The organism is Bacteroides fragilis NCTC 9343, assembly GCF_000025985.1.
GTDB lineage: Bacteria > Bacteroidota > Bacteroidia > Bacteroidales > Bacteroidaceae > Bacteroides > Bacteroides fragilis.
Genome location: NC_003228.3, coordinates 4,270,367 through 4,291,633, shown reverse-complemented (window position 1 = coordinate 4,291,633; position 21,267 = coordinate 4,270,367). Strand labels below are relative to the sequence as shown.

The 21,267-nt window shown below is 44.7% G+C and carries 19 protein-coding genes; 10 read left to right on the top strand and 9 right to left on the bottom strand.

Annotation, left to right across the window (positions count from 1 at the left end; all coding sequences use genetic code 11):
• The first annotated feature begins 222 nt into the window (after positions 1-222).
• Together BF9343_RS17545 and rprY are read left to right on the top strand one after the other, a co-directional pair.
• Entirely contained in the window at positions 223-1,782 is a 1,560-nt protein-coding gene (locus BF9343_RS17545; RefSeq protein WP_005790953.1) for a sensor histidine kinase, read from the top strand.
• A gap of 1 nt (position 1,783) precedes the next feature.
• Positions 1,784-2,485, top strand: a complete 702-nt coding sequence (rprY, locus tag BF9343_RS17540) for a response regulator transcription factor RprY (RefSeq protein WP_005790952.1) — start codon at positions 1,784-1,786, stop codon at positions 2,483-2,485.
• 76 nt (positions 2,486-2,561) lie between these two features.
• On the opposite strand, the gene BF9343_RS23785 is transcribed toward rprY, so the two are convergent.
• Both BF9343_RS23785 and BF9343_RS17535 read right to left on the bottom strand, forming a co-directional pair.
• Complete coding sequence (locus tag BF9343_RS23785; RefSeq protein WP_005790950.1) at positions 2,562-2,738, bottom strand: hypothetical protein; 177 nt, start codon at positions 2,736-2,738, stop codon at positions 2,562-2,564.
• Positions 2,739-2,879: 141 nt separating this feature from the next.
• Positions 2,880-3,326, bottom strand: a complete 447-nt coding sequence (locus BF9343_RS17535; protein ID WP_005790948.1) for a MarR family winged helix-turn-helix transcriptional regulator — start codon at positions 3,324-3,326, stop codon at positions 2,880-2,882.
• A 161-nt stretch (positions 3,327-3,487) separates the two neighbouring features.
• Here BF9343_RS17535 and rpsF point away from each other — a divergent pair, with 161 nt between their 5' ends.
• The 3 genes from rpsF to rplI are packed head-to-tail and all read left to right on the top strand — an operon-like array spanning position 3,488 to position 4,562.
• Entirely contained in the window at positions 3,488-3,832 is a 345-nt protein-coding gene (gene rpsF / locus BF9343_RS17530) for a 30S ribosomal protein S6 (RefSeq protein ID WP_005781453.1), read from the top strand.
• 2 nt (positions 3,833-3,834) lie between these two features.
• Entirely contained in the window at positions 3,835-4,107 is a 273-nt protein-coding gene (rpsR, locus tag BF9343_RS17525; RefSeq protein WP_005790946.1) for a 30S ribosomal protein S18, read from the top strand.
• 11 nt (positions 4,108-4,118) lie between these two features.
• Positions 4,119-4,562 (top strand): 50S ribosomal protein L9, encoded by a 444-nt coding sequence (gene rplI, locus BF9343_RS17520; protein WP_005790944.1) that lies wholly within the window; start codon positions 4,119-4,121, stop codon positions 4,560-4,562.
• Between the two features lie 322 nt (positions 4,563-4,884).
• Here rplI and BF9343_RS17515 read toward each other — a convergent pair whose 3' ends face one another.
• Together BF9343_RS17515 and BF9343_RS17510 are read right to left on the bottom strand one after the other, a co-directional pair.
• On the bottom strand, positions 4,885-5,103 hold the full coding sequence (locus BF9343_RS17515) for a PG1828 family lipoprotein (protein WP_005790940.1): 219 nt from the start codon (positions 5,101-5,103) through the stop codon (positions 4,885-4,887).
• Positions 5,104-5,261: 158 nt separating this feature from the next.
• Positions 5,262-6,935 (bottom strand): long-chain fatty acid--CoA ligase, encoded by a 1,674-nt coding sequence (locus BF9343_RS17510; protein WP_005798215.1) that lies wholly within the window; start codon positions 6,933-6,935, stop codon positions 5,262-5,264.
• Between the two features lie 428 nt (positions 6,936-7,363).
• On the opposite strand from BF9343_RS17510, the gene mtaB reads away from it, so the two are divergent.
• The 4 genes from mtaB to BF9343_RS17490 are packed head-to-tail and all read left to right on the top strand — an operon-like array spanning position 7,364 to position 11,129.
• A complete protein-coding gene (gene mtaB, locus BF9343_RS17505; protein WP_010993493.1) occupies positions 7,364-8,683 on the top strand; it encodes a tRNA (N(6)-L-threonylcarbamoyladenosine(37)-C(2))-methylthiotransferase MtaB in 1,320 nt (439 codons plus the stop codon).
• Between the two features lie 2 nt (positions 8,684-8,685).
• Positions 8,686-9,582 (top strand): lysophospholipid acyltransferase family protein, encoded by an 897-nt coding sequence (locus BF9343_RS17500; RefSeq protein ID WP_005790934.1) that lies wholly within the window; start codon positions 8,686-8,688, stop codon positions 9,580-9,582.
• On the top strand, positions 9,575-10,606 hold the full coding sequence (locus BF9343_RS17495; RefSeq protein WP_010993492.1) for a glycosyltransferase family 2 protein: 1,032 nt from the start codon (positions 9,575-9,577) through the stop codon (positions 10,604-10,606). Before BF9343_RS17500 ends, BF9343_RS17495 begins: the two co-directional genes overlap by 8 nt.
• Before the next feature lie 4 nt (positions 10,607-10,610).
• Complete coding sequence (locus tag BF9343_RS17490) at positions 10,611-11,129, top strand: methylglyoxal synthase (RefSeq protein ID WP_005790931.1); 519 nt, start codon at positions 10,611-10,613, stop codon at positions 11,127-11,129.
• Between the two features lie 564 nt (positions 11,130-11,693).
• Here the strand turns inward: BF9343_RS17490 and BF9343_RS17480 are convergent.
• The 5 genes from BF9343_RS17480 to BF9343_RS17460 all read right to left on the bottom strand — a co-directional run bounded on the left by BF9343_RS17480 (position 11,694) and on the right by BF9343_RS17460 (position 20,162).
• Positions 11,694-13,115, bottom strand: a complete 1,422-nt coding sequence (locus BF9343_RS17480) for a TlpA family protein disulfide reductase (RefSeq protein ID WP_010993491.1) — start codon at positions 13,113-13,115, stop codon at positions 11,694-11,696.
• A gap of 23 nt (positions 13,116-13,138) precedes the next feature.
• Positions 13,139-13,507 (bottom strand): dihydroneopterin aldolase, encoded by a 369-nt coding sequence (gene folB, locus BF9343_RS17475; RefSeq protein ID WP_005790928.1) that lies wholly within the window; start codon positions 13,505-13,507, stop codon positions 13,139-13,141.
• A 50-nt stretch (positions 13,508-13,557) separates the two neighbouring features.
• Positions 13,558-14,589: an acyltransferase family protein gene (locus BF9343_RS17470; RefSeq protein WP_032590628.1), complete on the bottom strand. Its 1,032-nt coding sequence runs from the start codon at positions 14,587-14,589 to the stop codon at positions 13,558-13,560.
• Positions 14,590-14,718: 129 nt separating this feature from the next.
• The gene (locus BF9343_RS17465) at positions 14,719-17,421 is read right to left on the bottom strand and encodes a 4-alpha-glucanotransferase (protein ID WP_010993489.1); all 2,703 of its coding nucleotides are present in this window, start codon (positions 17,419-17,421) and stop codon (positions 14,719-14,721) included.
• 197 nt (positions 17,422-17,618) lie between these two features.
• On the bottom strand, positions 17,619-20,162 hold the full coding sequence (locus BF9343_RS17460; protein WP_008769973.1) for an adenosylcobalamin-dependent ribonucleoside-diphosphate reductase: 2,544 nt from the start codon (positions 20,160-20,162) through the stop codon (positions 17,619-17,621).
• A 284-nt stretch (positions 20,163-20,446) separates the two neighbouring features.
• Here BF9343_RS17460 and BF9343_RS17455 point away from each other — a divergent pair, with 284 nt between their 5' ends.
• Complete coding sequence (locus BF9343_RS17455) at positions 20,447-21,190, top strand: NADPH-dependent oxidoreductase (RefSeq protein ID WP_010993487.1); 744 nt, start codon at positions 20,447-20,449, stop codon at positions 21,188-21,190.
• Positions 21,191-21,267: the final 77 nt, after the last annotated feature.

Here is a 21,267-nt window from a genome sequence, read left to right as displayed (position 1 = left end):
ATCTTATAGCCTTCCCGTCCATTAACAATGATTAAAGAAAGTAGATTTTCTGAAGAGAAATCTTTAATTTTTTATTAAATTTGCAAACCAAAGGTGTATACGTTTTGTTATAGTGGTCAGAATACGACCTAAAAAACGCCTTTCGGTTAATTATAGAGAACGTCCTGTTAAAACAGGTTAAGCTGTTAGGAGTGTTAATTAGGGAGTGTTAATTTTGTTGCTATGAAAAAGTCAACAATCTGGATATTAGGCATTATTATGGGTCTTTCCTTTCTGAGTTTGCTCTATTTACAAGTGAGCTACATCGAAGAAATGGTGAAGATGCGTAAAGAACAATTTAATACATCCGTGCGAAATGCTTTGTTTCAGGTTTCAAAGGATGTAGAGTATGATGAAACGCAACGTTGGCTGTTAGAGGATATCACTGAAGCGGAACGCAGAGCACTGGCTCAGTCTTCTTCTACTACCGAACAGAAAAACGGTTTAATTCAGCAATCGGAGCGTTATAGGTTCAAGTCACCGGACGGAACCCTGTATTCGGAGTTTGAACTGAAGATGATTACCACCGAGCCGTCGAAAGTGCCCAAAGCCATGATTTCCGAAAGGCATGGCCGGAATACCATTCCGCAGACATCACGGAGCTTGACTGATGCTATTAAAAATAGGTATATGTATCAGCGTTTTCTGCTCGACGATGTGGCTTTGCGGATGATTTACAAGGCAAGCGATAAATCGATTGGCGAACGGGTGAACTTTAAAAAGCTGGATAATTATCTGAAATCGAACTTTATTAATAATGGTGTAGAGTTGCTCTACCATTTTTCGGTGATCGATAAAGATGGACGTGAAGTATATCGTTGCTCGGACTACGAAGACGGAGGGAGTGAAGACTCTTATACGCAACCTCTGTTCCAGAATGATCCGCCTGCGAAGATGAGTATTGTGAAGGTGCACTTTCCCGGTAAGAAAGATTATATCTTCGACTCGGTTAGTTTTATGATTCCTTCGATGATATTCACTATCGTACTGCTGATTACATTCATCTTCACCATCTACATCGTCTTCCGTCAGAAGAAGTTGACAGAGATGAAGAATGACTTTATCAACAACATGACGCATGAGTTCAAGACACCGATATCGACCATCTCGCTTGCTGCCCAGATGCTGAAAGACCCCGCAGTCGGGAAGTCGCCGCAGATGTTCCAGCATATATCGGGAGTCATCAATGATGAAACGAAGCGGTTGAGATTCCAGGTGGAGAAGGTGCTTCAGATGTCTATGTTCGACAGGCAGAAAGCAACGCTGAAGATGAAGGAACTCGATGCCAATGAGTTGATTACCGGAGTTATCAATACGTTCGCTTTGAAGGTGGAACGCTATAATGGTAAGATTACATCGAACCTTGAGGCTACCAATCCTGTTATATTTGCGGACGAAATGCATATCACCAATGTGATATTCAACCTGATGGATAACGCGGTGAAATACAAGAAGCCCGAAGAAGACCTGGTGCTCAACGTGAGAACCTGGAACGAGCCCGGTAAACTGATGATTTCGATACAGGACAACGGTATTGGTATTAAAAAAGAAAACCTGAAGAAGGTGTTTGATAAGTTCTATCGCGTGCATACAGGTAATCTGCACGATGTAAAAGGTTTCGGTCTGGGACTGGCTTATGTGAAAAAGATTATTCAGGATCATAAGGGAACCATCCGGGCAGAGAGTGAACTGAATGTAGGAACTAAATTTATTATTGCATTACCTTTATTAAAAAATGATTGATATGGACGAGAAACTGCGTATTTTATTATGCGAGGATGATGAAAATCTTGGCATGCTTTTAAGAGAATATTTACAGGCTAAAGGTTACTCTGCTGAGTTGTATCCTGATGGAGAAGCCGGATTTAAAGCTTTCCTGAAGAATAAATATGACTTATGCGTGTTTGACGTGATGATGCCTAAAAAAGATGGTTTCACACTGGCACAGGAGGTTCGTGCGGCCAACGCTGAAATTCCTATTATCTTCCTGACTGCAAAAACACTCAAAGAAGATATCCTGGAAGGATTTAAGATCGGTGCGGATGATTATATCACCAAACCTTTCAGTATGGAAGAGCTTACTTTCAGAATCGAGGCTATCCTGAGACGTGTTCGCGGAAAGAAGAACAAGGAGAGCAATGTTTATAAGATTGGTAAGTTTACGTTTGATACCCAGAAGCAAATCCTGGCTATCGGCGACAAACAAACGAAACTGACTACCAAAGAATCGGAATTGCTGGGATTGCTTTGTGCGCATGCTAACGAAATCTTGCAGCGCGACTTTGCCTTGAAGACTATCTGGATCGATGACAACTATTTCAATGCGCGTAGCATGGACGTGTATATCACTAAACTGCGCAAGCACCTGAAAGATGATGATTCGATTGAGATTATCAACATCCACGGAAAAGGTTACAAGTTGATCACCCCCGAACCCGAATCATAATGGATAGGGGAGTGTATAGAAATAAAAAAGCCGGAAAACATTCGTTTTCCGGCTTTTTTATTTCTTGCTGAAACTATTAATCTGCAATTCTTTTGTTTATCGCAATATAAGTAATCAGTCCGAGTACCACCAATACTATCGAGCCTCCCAAGACAGCGTTGTTGTTTACTTCTCCGGTCAGAGAGCAAGCAATCAGAATGATTACTCCGACTAAGATTAATAGCAATCCTAAATTCTTTAATAAGCCTTTCATGTGTGTGTATTTTAATAGATTATTATATTCCAGTCACAAATTAACGCATAATTCTTTAACGGACGAAATATTTTTCGCAAAAAAACCATTAATTAGCCATAAATAGTTGATTTTGTTGCTCTCACTTCTTCCTCCTGTCGATTAATCTTTGGTGTTGAAGAATATTTTTCTTAATACTTCCTGGCTTACGCTTAGCTCTTCGACTGTGATGCCATGCAGCGCCTCTTTAAGGGTCCGGTTAGCTATGATACGGGCCTTTTCTTCCAGCTCTTTTCCTGTTCTGGTCAGATGAATCAGATTGGTACGGCGGTCTTTTTTATCGGAGATGCGTACCACCAGATGTTGGCGTTCCATATTATCAATCAAGCGGGTCATACTCGGTTTGTCTTTAAAAGTTGCATTGCACAACTCTTGTTGTGTCACTCCGTCTTTTTCCCAGAGAAAAATAAGAACCGTCCATTGCTCCGGACTGATTTCCAGACCGTTCTGTCTGAAGTTCCGGTATAGTTTCCGATTAATGGCAGCAGAGACCTTACCATTCAAGATGGCAAAGATCAGCCTGATATCAAAGTTAAATTGTTCGATCATGAAATTATTGTTTAAGCAACTTTGCAAAGATAGATGTCTTCTTTGACAAATCCTATCTCGTAACACAAAAAAAGATTAAATGTTTGCAGTTCAAAATAAAATGCCTACCTTTGCACCGCATTTTTAAAATCAAATAATTTATTTATTTAATTAAAACGAGTATGAATCAATACGAAACCGTTTTCATTTTAACTCCCGTTTTGTCTGATGTTCAGATGAAGGAAGCGGTAGAAAAATTCAAAGGCATTCTTCAGGCTGAAGGTGCTGAGATTATCAATGAAGAAAACTGGGGACTGAAGAAACTGGCTTATCCAATCCAGAAGAAGTCTACAGGATTCTATCAGTTGATTGAGTTCAATGCAGAACCTACTGTAATTGACAAGTTGGAATTAAATTTCCGTCGTGATGAACGTGTAATCCGTTTCTTGACTTTCAGAATGGATAAATACGCTGCAGAATATGCTGCAAAGAGAAGAAGTGTTAAATCAAACAAAAAGGAGGATTAATCATGGCACAACAAGTTCAATCAGAAATCAGATATTTAACTCCGCCTTCAGTAGACGTTAAAAAGAAAAAATACTGCCGTTTCAAAAAGAGCGGTATCAAGTATATCGACTACAAAGATCCTGAATTCTTGAAGAAATTCTTGAATGAACAAGGTAAGATCCTTCCGCGCCGTATCACCGGTACTTCTTTGAAGTTCCAGCGTCGTATTGCGCAGGCTGTAAAGAGAGCACGTCACCTGGCGTTACTTCCATTTGTAACTGACATGATGAAATAAGGAGGAAAAGTATGGAAATTATATTGAAAGAAGACGTAGTAAACTTGGGTTATAAGAATGACATCGTAACTGTTAAGTCTGGTTATGGTCGTAATTACTTGATCCCCACTGGAAAAGCTGTTATTGCTTCTCCTTCTGCAAAGAAAATGTTGGCTGAAGAACTGAAACAACGTGCTCACAAACTTGAGAAAATCAAGAAAGATGCTGAAGCATTGGCTGCTAAGTTGGAAGGCGTATCATTGACTATCGCTACAAAAGTTAGCTCAACCGGTACTATCTTCGGTTCTGTTGGTAACATCCAGATTGCTGAGGAATTGGCTAAATTGGGTCACGAGATCGACAGAAAGATCATCGTTGTAAAAGACGCTGTGAAAGAAGTTGGTGCTTACAAAGCTATCGTTAAACTGCACAAAGAAGTTTCTGTAGAAATTCCTTTCGAAGTAGTAGCTGAATAAGTAGCATACAATACCGAGATATAAGGAAAGGGTATTCTTGAAAGAGAATGCCCTTTTTTTAGTATCCTTATGTGACGTTACGATATTAACTTCTTTGCTGATACGAAGTTAATTTGCTGATGACAGGAAGTTAACTTGCTGTAGTCAGGATGTTAATATCCTGTTGCTGCGATATTAACTTCTTTCGATTACGGTATGGGGACACTGTCTGTTGCCGTCCGGAAGAGTTTGTTTTGAGGAGAGGGGAGAGGTAAGGACACAAAAAAAGTCTGTACGTGCTTTGGCACGGCAGACTTTCAATTCTCTCTAATGTTGTTCGAGATTATTCAGCTACAACAGTTTCAGTTACTACTGTAGTGTCAGCTGCGATAGTATCAGCTGCCTGAGCTGCTGCTTCAGCTGCAGCTGCTTCTACTGCTGCGATAGAGTCAGCGATACGGATAGAATCTGCAGTTGCTTTTTCAGCGTCAGCTGCTTTGTTACCACAAGATGCGAATGATACTGCTGCGATAGCTACGAACATCAAAACTAATTTTTTCATTTTCTTTGCTTTTTAAATCTGTAATACAATCAATTGCTTATTAAAACGCTGCAAAGGTATGTACTTTTTGTATATGTTGTACTCCTAAGCCCAACTTTTTTTTATTTTTTTTTTAGAAGAATGTTTCATTATGTTTTTTTGTATGTTTTAAAACATATCTAATCTTCTGCTATACTGTTATATAGATAGCGTTTGATACTTCTTTTCGGAGTTTTCTCAAACTCAGTGGGGTAGAGTTGGATCTGGCTTACTTTTTCGTAGGCGGCTACATTATTATTCAGATTCTTCAGATTCTCGTCCATGATCGTTTTTAAGTTGTCTTCGTGGTTGAGTCCTAAAGAGTCCAAAGCTTCATAATCGGCGTAGACCAGGGCAACCAGTTTTTTGTTTCGTTCGATCACGAGACTTTCAAGAATAAATGGAAGATTATTAAGTTTAGCCTCGATTTCTTCGGGGAAGATGTTCTGTCCGCTTGAACTGAGGATCATCGTCTTCAGTCGGCCGCGAATGAAGATATTGCCTTCGTCATCCATGGTGCCTAAGTCACCGGTGCGCAACCATCCGTCTTTAGTGAACACTTCCTGAGTGGCTTCCGGGTTCTTATAATATCCGGTCATTACGTTCTCTCCCCGTACCTGAATCTCTCCGGTCTCGGCTTCGGGATTCTCTTTATAGATGCGGGCTTCCATAATATCGAGTATTTTGCCCGATGAAGAGGGGACGAATTTGTCCCAAGGAGCATAACTGATAAGCGGACCGCATTCCGTCATGCCGTAGCCAATGGTGAAGGGGAACTTGATTTTGTGGAAAAACTCTTCTACTTCCGGGTTCATGGCGGCTCCACCGATAATGATTTCTTTGAAGCGTCCGCCAAGCGCATCGATCAGCTTTTTGCGGATCTGGCCATAAATCTGATTATCCAGTAGAGGAATGCTCAAGGCCCATTTCATTCCTTTTTTGCTGATGATAGGCTGGATCACGTTTTTATAGATTTTCTCGATGACCAGCGGTACCGTAATAATCAGATTCGGTTTTACCTCTTCGAATGCTTTCATGATGATTTTGGGTGAGGGCACTTTACCGAGAAGGGTTACATGCGTACCGACTGCCGTGGCTGTCAGAAAGTCGAAGGCGCATCCATAAGCATGGGCCAGCGGAAGGAAAGAAAGCACTTTATCACCCTTTTTCAGCAGTTCCGTGCGGATACCGAAAGTCACGTTGCCGGCCAGGTTGTTGCCTGTCAGCATCACTCCTTTGCTGAATCCGGTGGTGCCGGAAGTATAGTTCAGCAGCATCACCTTATCGTTGGACAGGGTGGTGTAGAGCACATCTTCTTTCCGGAATCCCTTTGGATAAGTATCTGTCATGTACTGATCGATATGCTTCAGGAATTTCTGTACTGTTTCTCCGTCCCTCTGGTGCAGGCAACGGAAGTCGGTCAGTGAAAAGACAGCACGGATACCCGTCAGGCGTTCTTCTTCCAGATTCTCCCAGATGGTGTCACTGGTGAAAAGGAAAACGGATTCGGAATGATTGACAATATGGTGTACGTCGTTCGGATTGAAGTCCTGTAAGATGGGCACTATGATGGCTCCGTATGTGATGGTAGCCATGTAAGCGATGCACCAGCGGGCATTATTCTTTCCGATAACGGCTATTTTATCTCCCCGTCGCAAACTACAGTGCTTGAACAGTAAATGAAGTTTGGCTATTTCTTCGGCTACTTCACCGTAGGTATAACTTTCCGGTTCGCCATAGTTGGTGTAGCAAGGTAAATCCCAGTTTTCACGGAAACTGTTCTCGTAGAGTTTAATGAAGTTTTCTTTTATCATTGCACGTTTTTTGAAGATTTGTGCAAAAGTAGGTATAAACTTCCAGATTAAGAAACCTTTAGGTGTTAATTAGGCTTATTGTTTATTTATATCTTTACATGAAGAGGAAACGATAACTGTCCGTACTCTTCTCTAATCGGTTGAAATATAGCATTCTATCCTTCACGGAAATACCTTTTAAAGCAACGGGCTCTTGCTTTAAAAGGCAGGTGTCTTTGGCTTAAAGTCAATGCTTCCCTGGTTTTAAACCAAAGAGGGATGCCTTTTGATGCAGGCAGAAGGATTTACAAACGTGGAATGTTTCTTTCCGGTGTCCTTCACGTCCCGTACCTCTTCTTCGGTCCCCTCTAACTCCTTTTAACTCCTTTCACCTCTTTACTCCTAATAATAATGTGTAACTTTGCGCTGAATATGCGTTTTTACAGATTATGATAGATACCACTGTATTTCAAGATAAGACAGCCGTTTATTATACATTAGGCTGCAAACTGAATTTCTCAGAGACTTCGACGATTGGTAAAATCCTGCGTGAGGCAGGTGTACGTACAGCCCGGAAAGGTGAAAAGGCTGACCTTTGTATTGTCAACACGTGTTCGGTGACCGAGATGGCGGACAAGAAATGCCGTCAGGCCATTCATCGGCTGGTGAAACAACATCCCGGCGCTTTTGTGGTGGTGACAGGTTGCTATGCCCAGTTAAAACCCGGCGATGTGGCAAAGATAGAGGGAGTGGACGTTGTGCTCGGTGCGGAACAGAAGAAAGATTTGCTTCAGTATCTGGGCGACCTGCATAAGCACGAAGGAGGAGAAGCCTATACGACCGCTACAAAAGATATCCGTTCGTTTGCACCGTCTTGTTCGCGAGGTGACCGTACCCGGTTTTTCCTTAAAGTGCAGGATGGTTGCGATTACTTCTGCTCTTATTGTACTATTCCCTTTGCCCGCGGACGAAGCCGTAACGGTACCATTGCTTCTTTGGTGGAACAGGCCCGGCAGGCTGCCGCCGAAGGCGGAAAGGAAATAGTGCTGACCGGAGTCAACATCGGCGATTTCGGAAAGTCCACCGGAGAGACCTTCTTTGATCTGGTAAAGGCCCTCGATCGGGTGGAAGGTATCGAACGTTATCGTATTTCTTCCATCGAACCCAATTTGCTGACGGATGAAATTATAGAATACGTATCCCGTTCACGCAGTTTCATGCCACATTTCCATATCCCTTTGCAGTCCGGTAGTGACGAAGTTCTCCAACTGATGCGTCGCCGCTATGGGACAGAACTTTTTGCTTCGAAGATTGCGAAGATAAAAGAGGTGATGCCCGATGCGTTTATCGGTGTGGATGTGATTGTAGGTACCCGGGGCGAAACTGCCGGGTACTTTGAGAAAGCTTATGAATTTATTCACGGACTGGACGTCACCCAGCTGCATGTGTTCAGCTATTCGGAACGTCCGGGAACCCAGGCCCTGAAAATAGACCATGTGGTGACTCCTGAAGAGAAACACCAGCGAAGCCAGTGTCTGCTTGCACTGTCGGATGAAAAAACAAAAGCCTTTTATGCCCGTTACATCGGGCAGACCATGCCTGTCTTGATGGAAAAGCCCAAAGCGGGAGCGCCGATGCATGGATTTACGGCAAACTATATCCGTGTGGAAGTGGAGAGTGACGCCGCGTTGGATAATAAAGTAGTGAATGTTCTTTTGGGAGATTTTAATGAAGAGGGTACCGCACTGAAAGGAACTATAACACAATAAACATGAAATCGAAACTCCTCTATTTGTTGACCTATGTAGGAATGTGGCTTTTGGCTGTTCTTCCGTTTCCGGTATTGTATGCACTGTCCGATTTTATCTATTTCTGGCTGTATCATGTGATCGGTTACCGGAGGAAGGTGGTACGTACCAACCTGAAGAACTCTTTTCCGGAAAAGTCGGCAGCAGAATTGAAGGCCATCGAACGCAAGTTCTTTCATTATCTTTGCGACTATATGCTCGAAGATGTGAAAATGCTGCGCATGTCGGAGAAAGAACTTTGCAAACGGATGACCTACGAGAATAAGGAAACCTACCTCCGGATGATAGACGAACGGGGCGGGATTGTCCTGTTGATACCCCATTACGCTAATTTTGAGTGGATTACGGGTATGGGAATGATTATGCGTCCGGGCGATGTGCCCGTGCAGGTATACAAGCCCTTGAAAGATGTCTATCTGGATGGACTCTTTAAATACATCCGTGCCCGTTTCGGAGGATATAATGTTCCGAAACACTCTACCGCCCGCGAAGTGATTAAGTTGAAGCGTGCCGGCAAGAAGATGGCCATCGGACTGATTACCGACCAATCGCCCAATATGCATGAAGCCCATTATTGGACTACTTTCTTGAATCAGGATACGGTATTTATGGATGGTGCCGAACGTATCGCCAAGATGATGGATTTTCCGGTTTTCTATTGCGAGCTGCGGAAGGAGCGGAGAGGATATTGCCGGGTAGACTTCGATCTGGTAACCGACCGTCCGAAGGAGACAGCCGACGGGGAGATTACCGAAATATTTGCCCGCAGACTGGAACAGACCATCCGGAAAGAACCGGCCTATTGGCTATGGTCGCATAAGCGTTGGAAACTGAAACGCCCCGAAAAGAAAAATGAATAGGATATCTGTCGTTATATTGAACTGGAACGGTTGCGAGATGCTCCGTTCGTTTCTTCCCTCCGTGCTTCGATATTCGGAGGCTGAAGGTGTGGAAGTCTGTGTGGCTGATAACGGTTCTACGGATCAGTCGGTGGAGATGCTGCGCCGCGAGTTTCCCTCGGTACGCCGGATTCTGCTGGATGGGAATCATGGTTTTGCAGATGGGTACAATCTTGCCCTTCGGCAGGTGGAGGCCGAGTATGTGGTGTTGCTCAATTCCGATGTCGAGGTGACCGGACAGTGGTTGCAACCGATGGCTGCCTATTTGGACGCCCATCCTGAGGTGGCTGCCTGCCAGCCGAAGATACGCAGTTGGCGACAAAAAGAATGGTTCGAATATGCCGGAGCTGCCGGCGGATTCATCGACCGCTACGGATATCCGTTTTGTCGGGGAAGGGTGATGGGAGTAGTCGAAGCGGACCGAGGGCAATATGACACCGTACTGCCGATATTCTGGGCTACCGGTGCCGCCATGTTCATCCGTCTGGCGGACTATCGCGAAGCGGGAGGACTGGACGGACGCTTCTTTGCCCACATGGAAGAGATCGATCTTTGTTGGAGACTCCGTGCCCGCGGACGTGGAATTGTTTGCATCCCCCAAAGTGTGGTCTATCATGTAGGAGGAGCCACGTTGAAGAAGGAGAATCCGCACAAGACCTTCCTCAATTTTCGTAATAACCTTGTCATGCTTTACAAGAATCTTCCGGACAGAGAACTGGCCGGAGTGATGCGTGTACGTTGCTGGCTCGATTACATCGCGGCTGCTACGTTTGCGCTTAAAGGGCAGCCGGCCAATGCGAAAGCGGTGGTTCGTGCCCGTCGCGAATTCAAGTTGTTACGTGACAGTTTCCGGGATGCAAGAGCGGAGAATCTCAGAAAAACTTCCTCACACTTTATTCCCGAACGGATAAAAAGTAGTATCTTAGTGCAATTCTATGTGAAAGGGCGGAAGTTCTTTTCACAATTATCAGATTTAAAAGGATGACGTTATGGAAAAACTAATTCGAAGAATCGGGCTGGTAGCGCACGATGCTATGAAAAAAGACCTGATTGAATGGGTTCTTTGGAACTCGGAGTTATTGATGGGACATAAGTTTTATTGTACAGGTACCACCGGTACGCTGATACAGGAGGCATTGAAAGAGAAACATCCCGATGTGGAGTGGGATTTTACTATCCTGAAATCCGGTCCTCTGGGCGGCGACCAGCAGATGGGATCGCGTATTGTGGATGGAGAGATCGATTATCTTTTCTTCTTTACCGACCCGATGACTCTTCAGCCGCACGATACGGATGTGAAGGCACTGACCCGTCTGGCAAGTGTGGAAAACATCGTCTTTTGTTGCAACCGTTCCACTGCCGATCATATTATTTCAAGTCCGCTCTTCCTTGATCCGGACTATGAACGGACACATCCGGACTACTCGGGCTATACGAAACGTTTCGAGAATAAACCGGTGGTGACCGAGGCGGTAGAATCGGTGAAGAAAAGAAAGAGAAAGAAATAAGAGCCTATTCGGTTACGAAATATATTTCACTACAGAGTATACAGAGAGCACGGAGTTTTAATTATGTAGAATCACTATATAATAACTTTGTGCTCTCTGTGTATTTTGTGGCGCGTTTACTTTGTGATGTATCGGTTCCGGCTGCTGTCTTTCCGCCTATTTTGGTCAATAGCAGATTTATGTATTGTTAACTTTCGGGACTTCATCCTTTCCGTTGTTCATTATCAATAGGAGATAAGAAATTATCTTCTGGTGAAAAACGATTTTCATGCCGGGAAATGGGAGCCGACATACCGGGAAAAGTAGCGGAAGCAACCGTGTAAATGTGGAAAACAACGGCTCTAAAGTAGGTGAACACCGGCTCTGCAAGCTTTGGAAACCGGCTCTGCGGAAACGCACTGTTAGTAGTATAAAAAATAGGGAGAAGCCAATGCTTCTCCCTATTACCGTACTTTAATTGGAATATACTTTATGATTACATAGGCAAAGATACTCTTTTTCTTTGCGGAAGTCAAGCTTTTGCCCGTTTTTCTTTTCTTGATCAGCTTATTCCGAAGTCTGTTTTTACTTGTTATAATAGGTGCTCAACTGTTCGATCACTTTTTCGGGTTCACTCGGTGCTGCGGCATGGCGAATGACTATCTTTCCCGTCTTATCAATAATGACAAAGCAGGGGATACTCAGTATTTGCCGTTCGTTTCCCAATTCGGTGTATAGCGATTTTCCTAACTTTTCGTTTACTAATAAATGATAACCTTTCAGTTGATGGTATGCGATGGTCTTTTCCCATTTCTTCCGCTCCTCCGGACGGTCTATCGAAATGTATAGGTATACAACGTCCATGTTGTGCGCTTTTTCCTTGAGGGTGGGCAGGTATTGGAACTCTTTGAGGCAGGGACCGCACCAGGTAGCCCATACATCGATATAGACAACTTTACCTTTAAAGGGTTTTACCGCATCCTCCAGACTGGTGATGGTGGAGTCGCATGTCAGAATATGATAGTCTTTGTCGGTGATACGGCTATTCTGAAAGCGCAGGTTTTCTTTAACGCCCGGTTCGAGTACGTTCAAAAAAGGACTGTTGGGGAACTCTGCCCTATAAGTTTCGTATAGTTGGGGGATCGAAGGAGTTTTGCTACCCTGAAATTCATCTTCGTAGATAAGCTGGGCCTGCATGTATTGCAGATTGTCTCCTGTGAAGAACTTCCGATACCGGTCGAAGAGGAAGGAGGCGTACTCCTTTATCTCTTTGAGGTCACCGTTTTCGAGGTTGGTGAACTGCATCATAACCAGGTCGTTTACAAAGAATCCGATTCCGCGGTAGGAACGCAGATAATCACCGTTGACAGATGAATTGATGACTTCTGTCAGTTCTCTTTGCCAATCTTCGGGTAGTTTTTCTTTTCTCGACAGCTGCCTTGCAATATGTATAAATATAGACCGGCGGATGTAATCGATGTGTGCACGCTGTTCCGCGAGAAACTCTTCATTGAGTCCGGAAGCATTTACAGCGTCGAGTGCCTGCCGCATTCTGGCGTCTGCCAGCCGGTGATATTGCTCCAGTGAAGTGATTCCTCGCAGTTCGTGCGGCTGCATGTACACCAGTTTATCGCTGTATTTCTGATAATCGTTCACTGTTTTCAGGCATCGGTTATAGGCCGAGTTTGTACCGCTGATGATCAGGGTATCTTTGGTCACGGTAATGGTGTCTTTGCTTCCCGGTGTCAGGTAGAGTGTAAAAGAATCACTCCCTTGGGTCCATACCTGCACCATGCCGGGGCGGTCGGTGCGGAATTGATGGACAAATTCTCCCAGAGGGCCGGCTTGTGCTTTGGTTCCCAGAGCAATGCAGAACAGGTGTTCTTTGCCTGTAGGCCAATAAGCAATTTCGTTGTCCGGGGTAGTCTTGACTACAATCGTTGCTGCTTGTTGTGCGCTGATTTCTCCTGCCAGTACCAGTAGGAGGATTAATAAAAGTTTTTTCATCTTATTAGTGTTTTAATGTCGATTCAGTCTCGCGTGCAATGCATCTCTACTCCGGCAGAGTCGATGTCTGCTCCCATGGGCGGGTTTCTTTTCGCCAGTTTGATTTCTATCTCCCTGATTTTCCGAAAGTCCCGGAAGAGCCTTTTTACGATTCGTCCGCATACATGTTCCAGCAGTTTTGAAGGCAGTTCCATCTCTTCTTTCAGTGCGGCATATATGTCGGCATAACTCACGGTATCTTCCACTTCATCGGTTTCGGTCGCTTTGCCGAAGTCTGTTTTCAGTCTCAGGTTGATGATAAACTCATTGCCGATGGCGGTCTCCTGGGGGGCCACTCCGTGATAACTGTAGAAACGTACGTTTTCTAGGAAGATATAATGCTGGGTAGTCATAAGTTTTATAATTGATGTATCTTCCGGCAAAAATAGGATAATTAATGCAATTATGATCCTTGTTGTGTCGATTGTTTGGTTTTAATAAAGTCTTTTTGTGCCACTGCTTGCGGAATCAGTTTCAGGAATATGGGGGTCGCAATGATGCAGACGGTCAGCGTCAGTAGCAGTAAGGCAATGGCCTGTCCCCATTCGTTGTGGATAAACCGGCTGACAACCGGATATTCAAAATGGAGTAAAGGTGCGTGTATGCCCAGTGTTATGACCGAGTAACGCCCCATATACGAGATGACGGGCAGCTTCTTGAACTTCTTGCAGAAAAGCATGATCATAAATATGCCGGCAAAGGCTGAGGCCCAAAATTGGAAAATGTTGCCGGCATAATTGTTGGTGCGCATGCCCACGAATGTGGCGGTGAAGTACATCACTGCCAGGGCTACCAGGATACATAAGGGAATCAGCTTGTCGAAACGATGGGGAAAGAGGAAGAAATTGTAACGGCGAATCCAGAATCCGGCTACGTAGAAAGGCAGGGCGCTCATGGCTACATCCATATAAAGGGGCAATTCTATCTGATGCTTGCCCATATAGAATCCGGCTGTCCCGATCAGCAAAGTGAGGGCAAACATGAGACCTAACCGCCGGTTGCGCAAACTGTGAACCAGATAGAACAAGATGTTGCAATTGAAGAGTGCCAGCAAGAACCAGATGGGAGGGTTGAACTTGATCAGCGCATGGTCATGAAACACAACTAGGAGTTCCGTCCAGCTGACCGGAAGCTGGAAGACTCCGGGAGCGATTTTCCATACAATGTATTTCAGAAAGAACGCGCTGAGATAGAAAAAGAGGAAAGGGATGATCAGCTTGTTTATCTTTCGGATGAAGAAGCCGAAAAGGCCTTCATAGGATTTGAAGAAAATGCCTGAGATAAAGAAATAAAGAGGCATGCGAAAACTGGCAATCATCGAGTGATAATCAAGTTTTTCGAAGGCTCCACCTATGTGTGCCATTACTACCAGAATGATGCAGACTCCTTTCGTTAAGTCCACAAAATCTATTCGTTTGTTTTTGTCATCTCCCATTCCGGATGTTTGTGTAGTTGGTCTGACAAAGATACTGAATATTACTGAAAACAAAGAGAGAAGAGTGAAAAACACTTGGTTTCACTCTTCTCTCTTTGTTCTTTTTCTTCTTAAAGTGACAGGCGGATGTTACTTTTCCGGATTTCTGCCTGTCTGCTTCACCAATTCCCTGATTTTTTCATTCAGGCTTTCTGCTTTCATCAGTTGTTCCAGTGTCAGGTGCATCCGGTAGCGCCAGTAATGACGCGGATTGGCGGGGATATTGATCCGTTCTTCCTGTACATTCGGGTTGCGCCATTTTCCATCCATCGACAGCCAGTCTTGCAGGGATAGGATGCAGAGGATGGAATTGCTGTAAAGGTGATTGCGTACTATTTCTTCGCACAGCTCCGGCGTTGCTATGGCAGGAGCGGTACCATAATGTCCCAGCATCTGATTGTAGTAGCGTTGGGTCTGCTGATAGTCTTCTTCCCACCAGCCCCGCAGGGTCGACATATCGTGGGTGGAGAAGGTGCAGACCGAACGGTACGGATATTCGTTCAGCCTCCCGAATTCTTCTGCCGGATTCTTGGGCATCCGCTGAATTTCGAGACTCAGGATACGTAAGTCATTCATCACCCATGCCACGCAGTCGGGAATCATGCCTAAGTCTTCGCCACATACCAGCATGCGGGTAGACTGGGTAAGCTGTGGCAATTTCTTCATGGCTTGCTGTTGCCAGAAGTCATTGTGACGATGATAGTAGTACTGGTCGTAAAGGCGGTTGAATGCTGTTTTTTCCCAGTCGTTCAGGGCACGGTAGATAAAGTCGTGCTGCACGCCAATGCGGGGATGGTACAGGTTCGGGTCTTTGCGGTCGGGAACAAATAATACGTCACTGATCAGGGCATATAATCCGTCTCTGACCCATATACTGTCTTCGTCGTTCTTGCCGGCAAAGAAGGCTTCTACCTTGCGTTGGGTATCAAATTCCGGACGCATACGGTATACCTCGTAAGTTTCAGTCGGTTCGATGAACGTCTGCTTTACATAGTCGGTATGTGGTCCGAACACTTGTCCGAGGAAATATTCATGGATATACGGCCGCAGGAACTCTTCACGGAAAGAGAGTCCGTAACTTTCTATCTCTTCACGGCTCATGGGAAGGGCGGGTACAAACTGTCCCAGCAATCCATGCACGGCATTCATCGGGATTTCCCAGATGCGGAAGAATCCCAGAATGTGGTCGATGCGGTAGGCGTCAAAGTATTCAGCCATCTTTTGGAAACGTTTCATCCACCATTTATAACCGTCGTTCTCCATCACATCCCAGTTATAGGTGGGGAAACCCCAGTTCTGCCCGTTGATAGAGAAATCATCGGGTGGAGCACCGGCCTGTCCGTTGAGGTTGAAATAATAAGGTTCTGTCCAGGCTTCTACACTGTTGCGACTGATACCGATGGGGATGTCCCCCTTCAGCACTACTCCATGCTCGCGGGCATAAGTGGTGGCTTCGAGCAATTGCAGGTGAAGATTGAACTGGATATAGAAGTAGATGGCGATATGGGCATAGTCCGCCGTGTCGGGGCGGCACAGTTCTTCAATCTCTTGAGCATTGTACTCCGAGTATTGGGGCCATTCGCGGAAGTTCGGTGTATGGTATAAATCGCGCAGGTAGCTGAATGCAGCATACGGTTGCAGCCAATCTTTGTTGGCTTCGAAGAAGCTGCGGAAGGCTTTCGAAGCCAGCACCTTTTCTCCTTCTTGCTTGAATATCTGATGGAAATATTCCCATTTCACCCGGTTGACAGCTTCGTAGTCGATGGCGGAAAGTGCATTCAGTTCTTTTTGCTTCCGGTTGAAGGCGGCCGCAGTTTCCTTATCCTTCAGGTTGCCCATCTGTTTAAGGTCGGCATACATCGGGTGGAAGGCATAAATGGAAATGCTGTTGTAGGGATAAGAGTCTGTCCATGTATGAGTCATGGTGGTATCGTTGATCGGTAAGATCTGTACTACCTTCTGGTTGGTACTGACCGCCCAGTCCACCATTCTCTTCAGGTCTCCGAAGTCTCCTACACCGAAACTTTTTTCCGACTTTAGTGAGAATACAGGGACAGCTACGCCTGCACCTTTCCAGGAAGGAATATTAAAGTAGGCATATCGGTCGGCAATGACCAACGTTTCGTTTGCTTTGATTTCGGGAGCAGCCAGATAGCGGTTGGGGTTATTCTCCCAAGCTTCGGCACGTTTCTCTTCTTTATTGTACAATACAAATTTGTATTCTAGCGGAAATTCCAGTTTGGAAGCATCCAGTTCGGCTTGCCATTCCGGAAAGTTGGCATCACTCATGGGCCATGCCTTGTCCGGGTCCCAGTTGCCGAGTGTTTTCTGGTTACCACAGATGGCCAGGCAGTACTTGCTGTTGATGCGTGGAGCATAAGCCTTGATCATCAATCCTTTTTTGTAGCTTTTGGGGATTGCGCTTCGTTCGCGGTGCGCCAGCAGTGCTTCGGTAAATGCCGAACTGTAGAAGTATTGCTGCTCCGGAAGATTCTTCCAGCAGTCGTTGATGCGCAGGCTTTTCTTAACGTCGGCCGGCAGATAGATGCGTCGCGGAAAGGAGTTCCATTCGGTACGGATGGCCTTACCGTCACGGTATATGTGATAACTGTATTCGACAACCCCTTCGGCCGGCAATTGAATGGATATTTCATTGCTCCAATGAATGCCGTCTACTGTGGTAAGGGCTACAGCCTGCTCCGGATTATTTTTCCCAAGTTCGGGGACAGAACCTAATATTCTGACTTCTTCTCCCCAGCTTGTGCGATATTCAATATGAAATGTAACTATCATATATATTAGATTTAATTATTGACTAATGATTTTGCAAGTATAGAAATATTCTACATATGTCGTATCTTTACTTTCGTCGAACTACTTTAAAATAGTATGCAAACGTTTGTGCTCTTTGTATGATTAAACATTGAAAGGAGCCTATGGGCTCCTTTCAACACTTTTTGCTTACATATTAATCATTTACTTGGCTAAGTTTATCCACATCTGGATGCACCGCAAGTGGTACAGATGAGGCAACCTTCCTGATAAACTAATGTCTCGTTTCCGCAGTTGGGGCACTTCTTGCCTTTGGCTTCTGTTCCGTCCTGCACATATTTTTTCAGCGCACGCTCTACACCATTCTTCCAGGTGTTGATGTTCTCGCTGTCCAATTGCAGCGAACCTACCAGTTTGATCACCTGTTCGATCGGCATTCTCCAGCGAAGTACGCCTGAAATCAGTTTAGCATAGTTCCAGTATTCTTTATTGAACTTCTCAGACAGACCTTCGATGGTCATTTTGTATCCGCGTTTGTTCTCGAACTGGAAGTCATAGCGTTTGTTTCCGTTTTCATCGACGTTCTTGATGATGCGTCCGGTATTTACGCTTTTCGGAATAATGATTCCTTCGTCATCGTCTTGCAGACCGGTGAATATCTCATAAGGTCTGCCGTCGAGCAAGCCGACCAGGGCCACCCATTTCTCTTTGTTGTTTTGGAAGCGTACGACGTCGGCTTCAAGCACTGTCGGGCGTACCTCGACTACCGTTGGTGGTTTGCAAGGAGGGAGTTCCTCTTTCTTATCTTTGTCGGACTTCGCAGAGATCAGCACTCCTGAACGGGAACCGTCACGATAAACCGTACAGCCCTTGCAGCCTGACTTCCAGGCTTCCACATACAGGCGATTTACCAATTCTTCGTCTACATCGTTCGGCAGGTTGATGGTCACACTGATGGAGTGGTCTACCCATTTCTGAATTTTACCTTGCATACGCACCTTCATCAGCCAGTCCACATCGTTGGACGTTGCTTTGTAATAAGGTGATTTTGCTACCAGTTCGTCTATTTCTTCCTGAGTGTATCGTTTAGCCGGATCATAGCCGTTTGCTTCCATCCAAGTCACAAACTTGTGGTGGAATACGATGTATTCTTCAAAGGCATCTCCGGTTTCGTCAACAAAGTCGACTCGTACGTTGGTATCGTTCGGGTTTACTTTTCTTCTGCGTTTGTATACCGGAAGGAATACTGGTTCGATACCCGAGGTAGTTTGGGTCATCAGACTGGTTGTGCCGGTAGGAGCGATGGTCAGGCACGCAATGTTACGGCGACCATATTTTTTCATATCCTCATACAATGCCGGGTCGGCTTCGCGCAAGCGGTTGATAAACGGATTGTTCTTTTCTCTTTCCGAGTCATATACATCGAATGCTCCGCGTTCTTTGGCCATATCCACTGATGAACGATAAGCGCCCAAAGCGACTGCTTTGTGCACTTTCTCTGAAAACTCTGTCGCTTCTTCTGTTCCATAACGCATTCCGAGAGCGGCAAGCATATCGCCTTCGGCTGTAATACCGACACCGGTACGTCGTCCCTGACCACTCTTCTTATAGATCTTTTCCCACAGTCCGCGTTCGGTGTGTTTCACTTCTTCGTTTTCGGGGTCCTGATCGATTTTCTCGATGATACGTTCTATCTTCTCCAATTCCAGATCGATGATATCATCCATGATGCGCTGAGCCAGTGCTACATGTTTATGGAAGAGATCGAAGTCGAAGTAGGCATCTTTGGTGAACGGATTGACTACGTATGAATATAGATTGATGGCCAACAGTCGGCAAGAATCGTAGGGGCATAATGGAATTTCACCACAAGGGTTTGTCGAAACCGTTTTATATCCTAGGTCCGCATAACAGTCGGGCACTGATTCGCGAATAATGGTATCCCAGAACAATACACCCGGTTCTGCTGATTTCCATGCGTTATGCACAATTTTTTTCCATAGGTTGGAAGCTTCGATCTCTTTTACCGTAGTCGGGTGATCGGAGTCAATAGGGTATTGTTGGGTATATTTTCTGCCTTCTACGGCTGCTGACATGAATGCATCGTCCAGCTTAACTGAAACATTGGCTCCTGTTACCTTACCTTCTGTCATTTTGGCGTCGATAAATGCTTCCGAGTCCGGATGCTTGATCGATACACTGAGCATCAGTGCGCCGCGACGTCCGTCTTGAGCAACCTCACGTGTGGAATTGGAATAACGTTCCATGAACGGAACCAGACCGGTAGAAGTCAGAGCGGAGTTTTTCACAGGAGAACCTTTGGGACGGATGTGCGAGAGATCATGACCTACACCACCACGTCTTTTCATCAGTTGCACCTGTTCTTCGTCTATTTTGATGATGGCACCGTATGAATCGGCAGAACCATCAATACCAATCACAAAGCAATTGGAAAGTGAAGCAACCTGATAATCGTTACCTATACCTGTCATCGGACTACCTTGCGGTACGATATACTTAAAATGATCAAACAGCTCAAACAACTGTTCGGAACTTAGTGCGTTGGGGTACTTTGCTTCAATGCGAGCCACCTCGTTGGCAAGTCTCCAATGCATATCCTTCGGTGACTTCTCGTAAATATTTCCGAAAGAGTCTTTTACTGCGTATTTGTTTACCCAAACTCGCGCAGCAAGTTCATCGCCCTGAAAATATCGTAAAGATTCTTCGAAGGCTTCCTCGTAAGAGTAAATTTGCTTTTCCACGATGCAATGTGTCTTAGATTTCTTTATTAATAAGTAAATATGTAGAAGCTTACTTATCATTAACAAACGTGCCTGCAAAGCTATGAATGTTTTTTGGTATATCAAAATAAAAACGAGATAATTTATTAACCGGTACTAAGTTATCCGTTTATAAACGATAAGCAATTGATAAACAAATGAATGATGCTTTTGTTCGACGCTTGAAGTTTTCCAAAAAGAAAATTATTCTATTTTATAAATGAGATAGAATGATTATTCTTTTTATATCTTTGCAGAAAAAAGATATGATGGATACAGTTAAGAACAGAAGGACAATCCGCAAATACCAGCAAAAAGATATTACGCCGGATTTGTTAAATGATTTGCTTGAAACTTCATTTCGCGCTTCTACGATGGGTGGAATGCAGCTTTATAGTGTGGTTGTCACCCGTGATGCCGAGAAAAAAGAAATACTTTCTCCGGCTCATTTTAATCAGCCGATGGTAAAGGAGGCTCCGGTTGTATTGACATTTTGCGCGGATTTTCGTCGTTTTTGCAAATATTGTCAGGAAAGGAATGCGGTGCCGGGATATGGTAATTTAATGTCCTTTTTGAATGCCGCTATGGATACTTTATTGGTTGCACAGACTTTCTGTACGCTTGCCGAGGAAGCCGGATTGGGTATTTGCTATTTGGGTACTACTACCTATAATCCTCAAATGATCATCGATGCTTTGCACTTGCCCGAGTTGGTGTTTCCCATTACTACAGTGACTGTGGGATATCCGGCGGAATCTCCGAAACAGGTAGACCGTCTGCCGATAGAGGGCATTATACATGAAGAGAGCTATCACGATTATACCGCCGAAGATATAAACCGGTTATATGCTTATAAGGAATCTTTGCCTGAGAACAAGTTATTTATAGAAGAGAATCAGAAAGAGACTCTGCCCCAAGTATTCACGGATGTCCGCTATACAAAGAAGGATAATGAATTTATGTCTGAGAATCTGTTGAAGGTACTTCGCCGGCAGGGCTTTATGGATTAAATAACGATGAACAGTGAGCGATAAATGGGGCGAGCGATGGACGATGAACATCTTACATTATTTTGCAGTATGTCCAT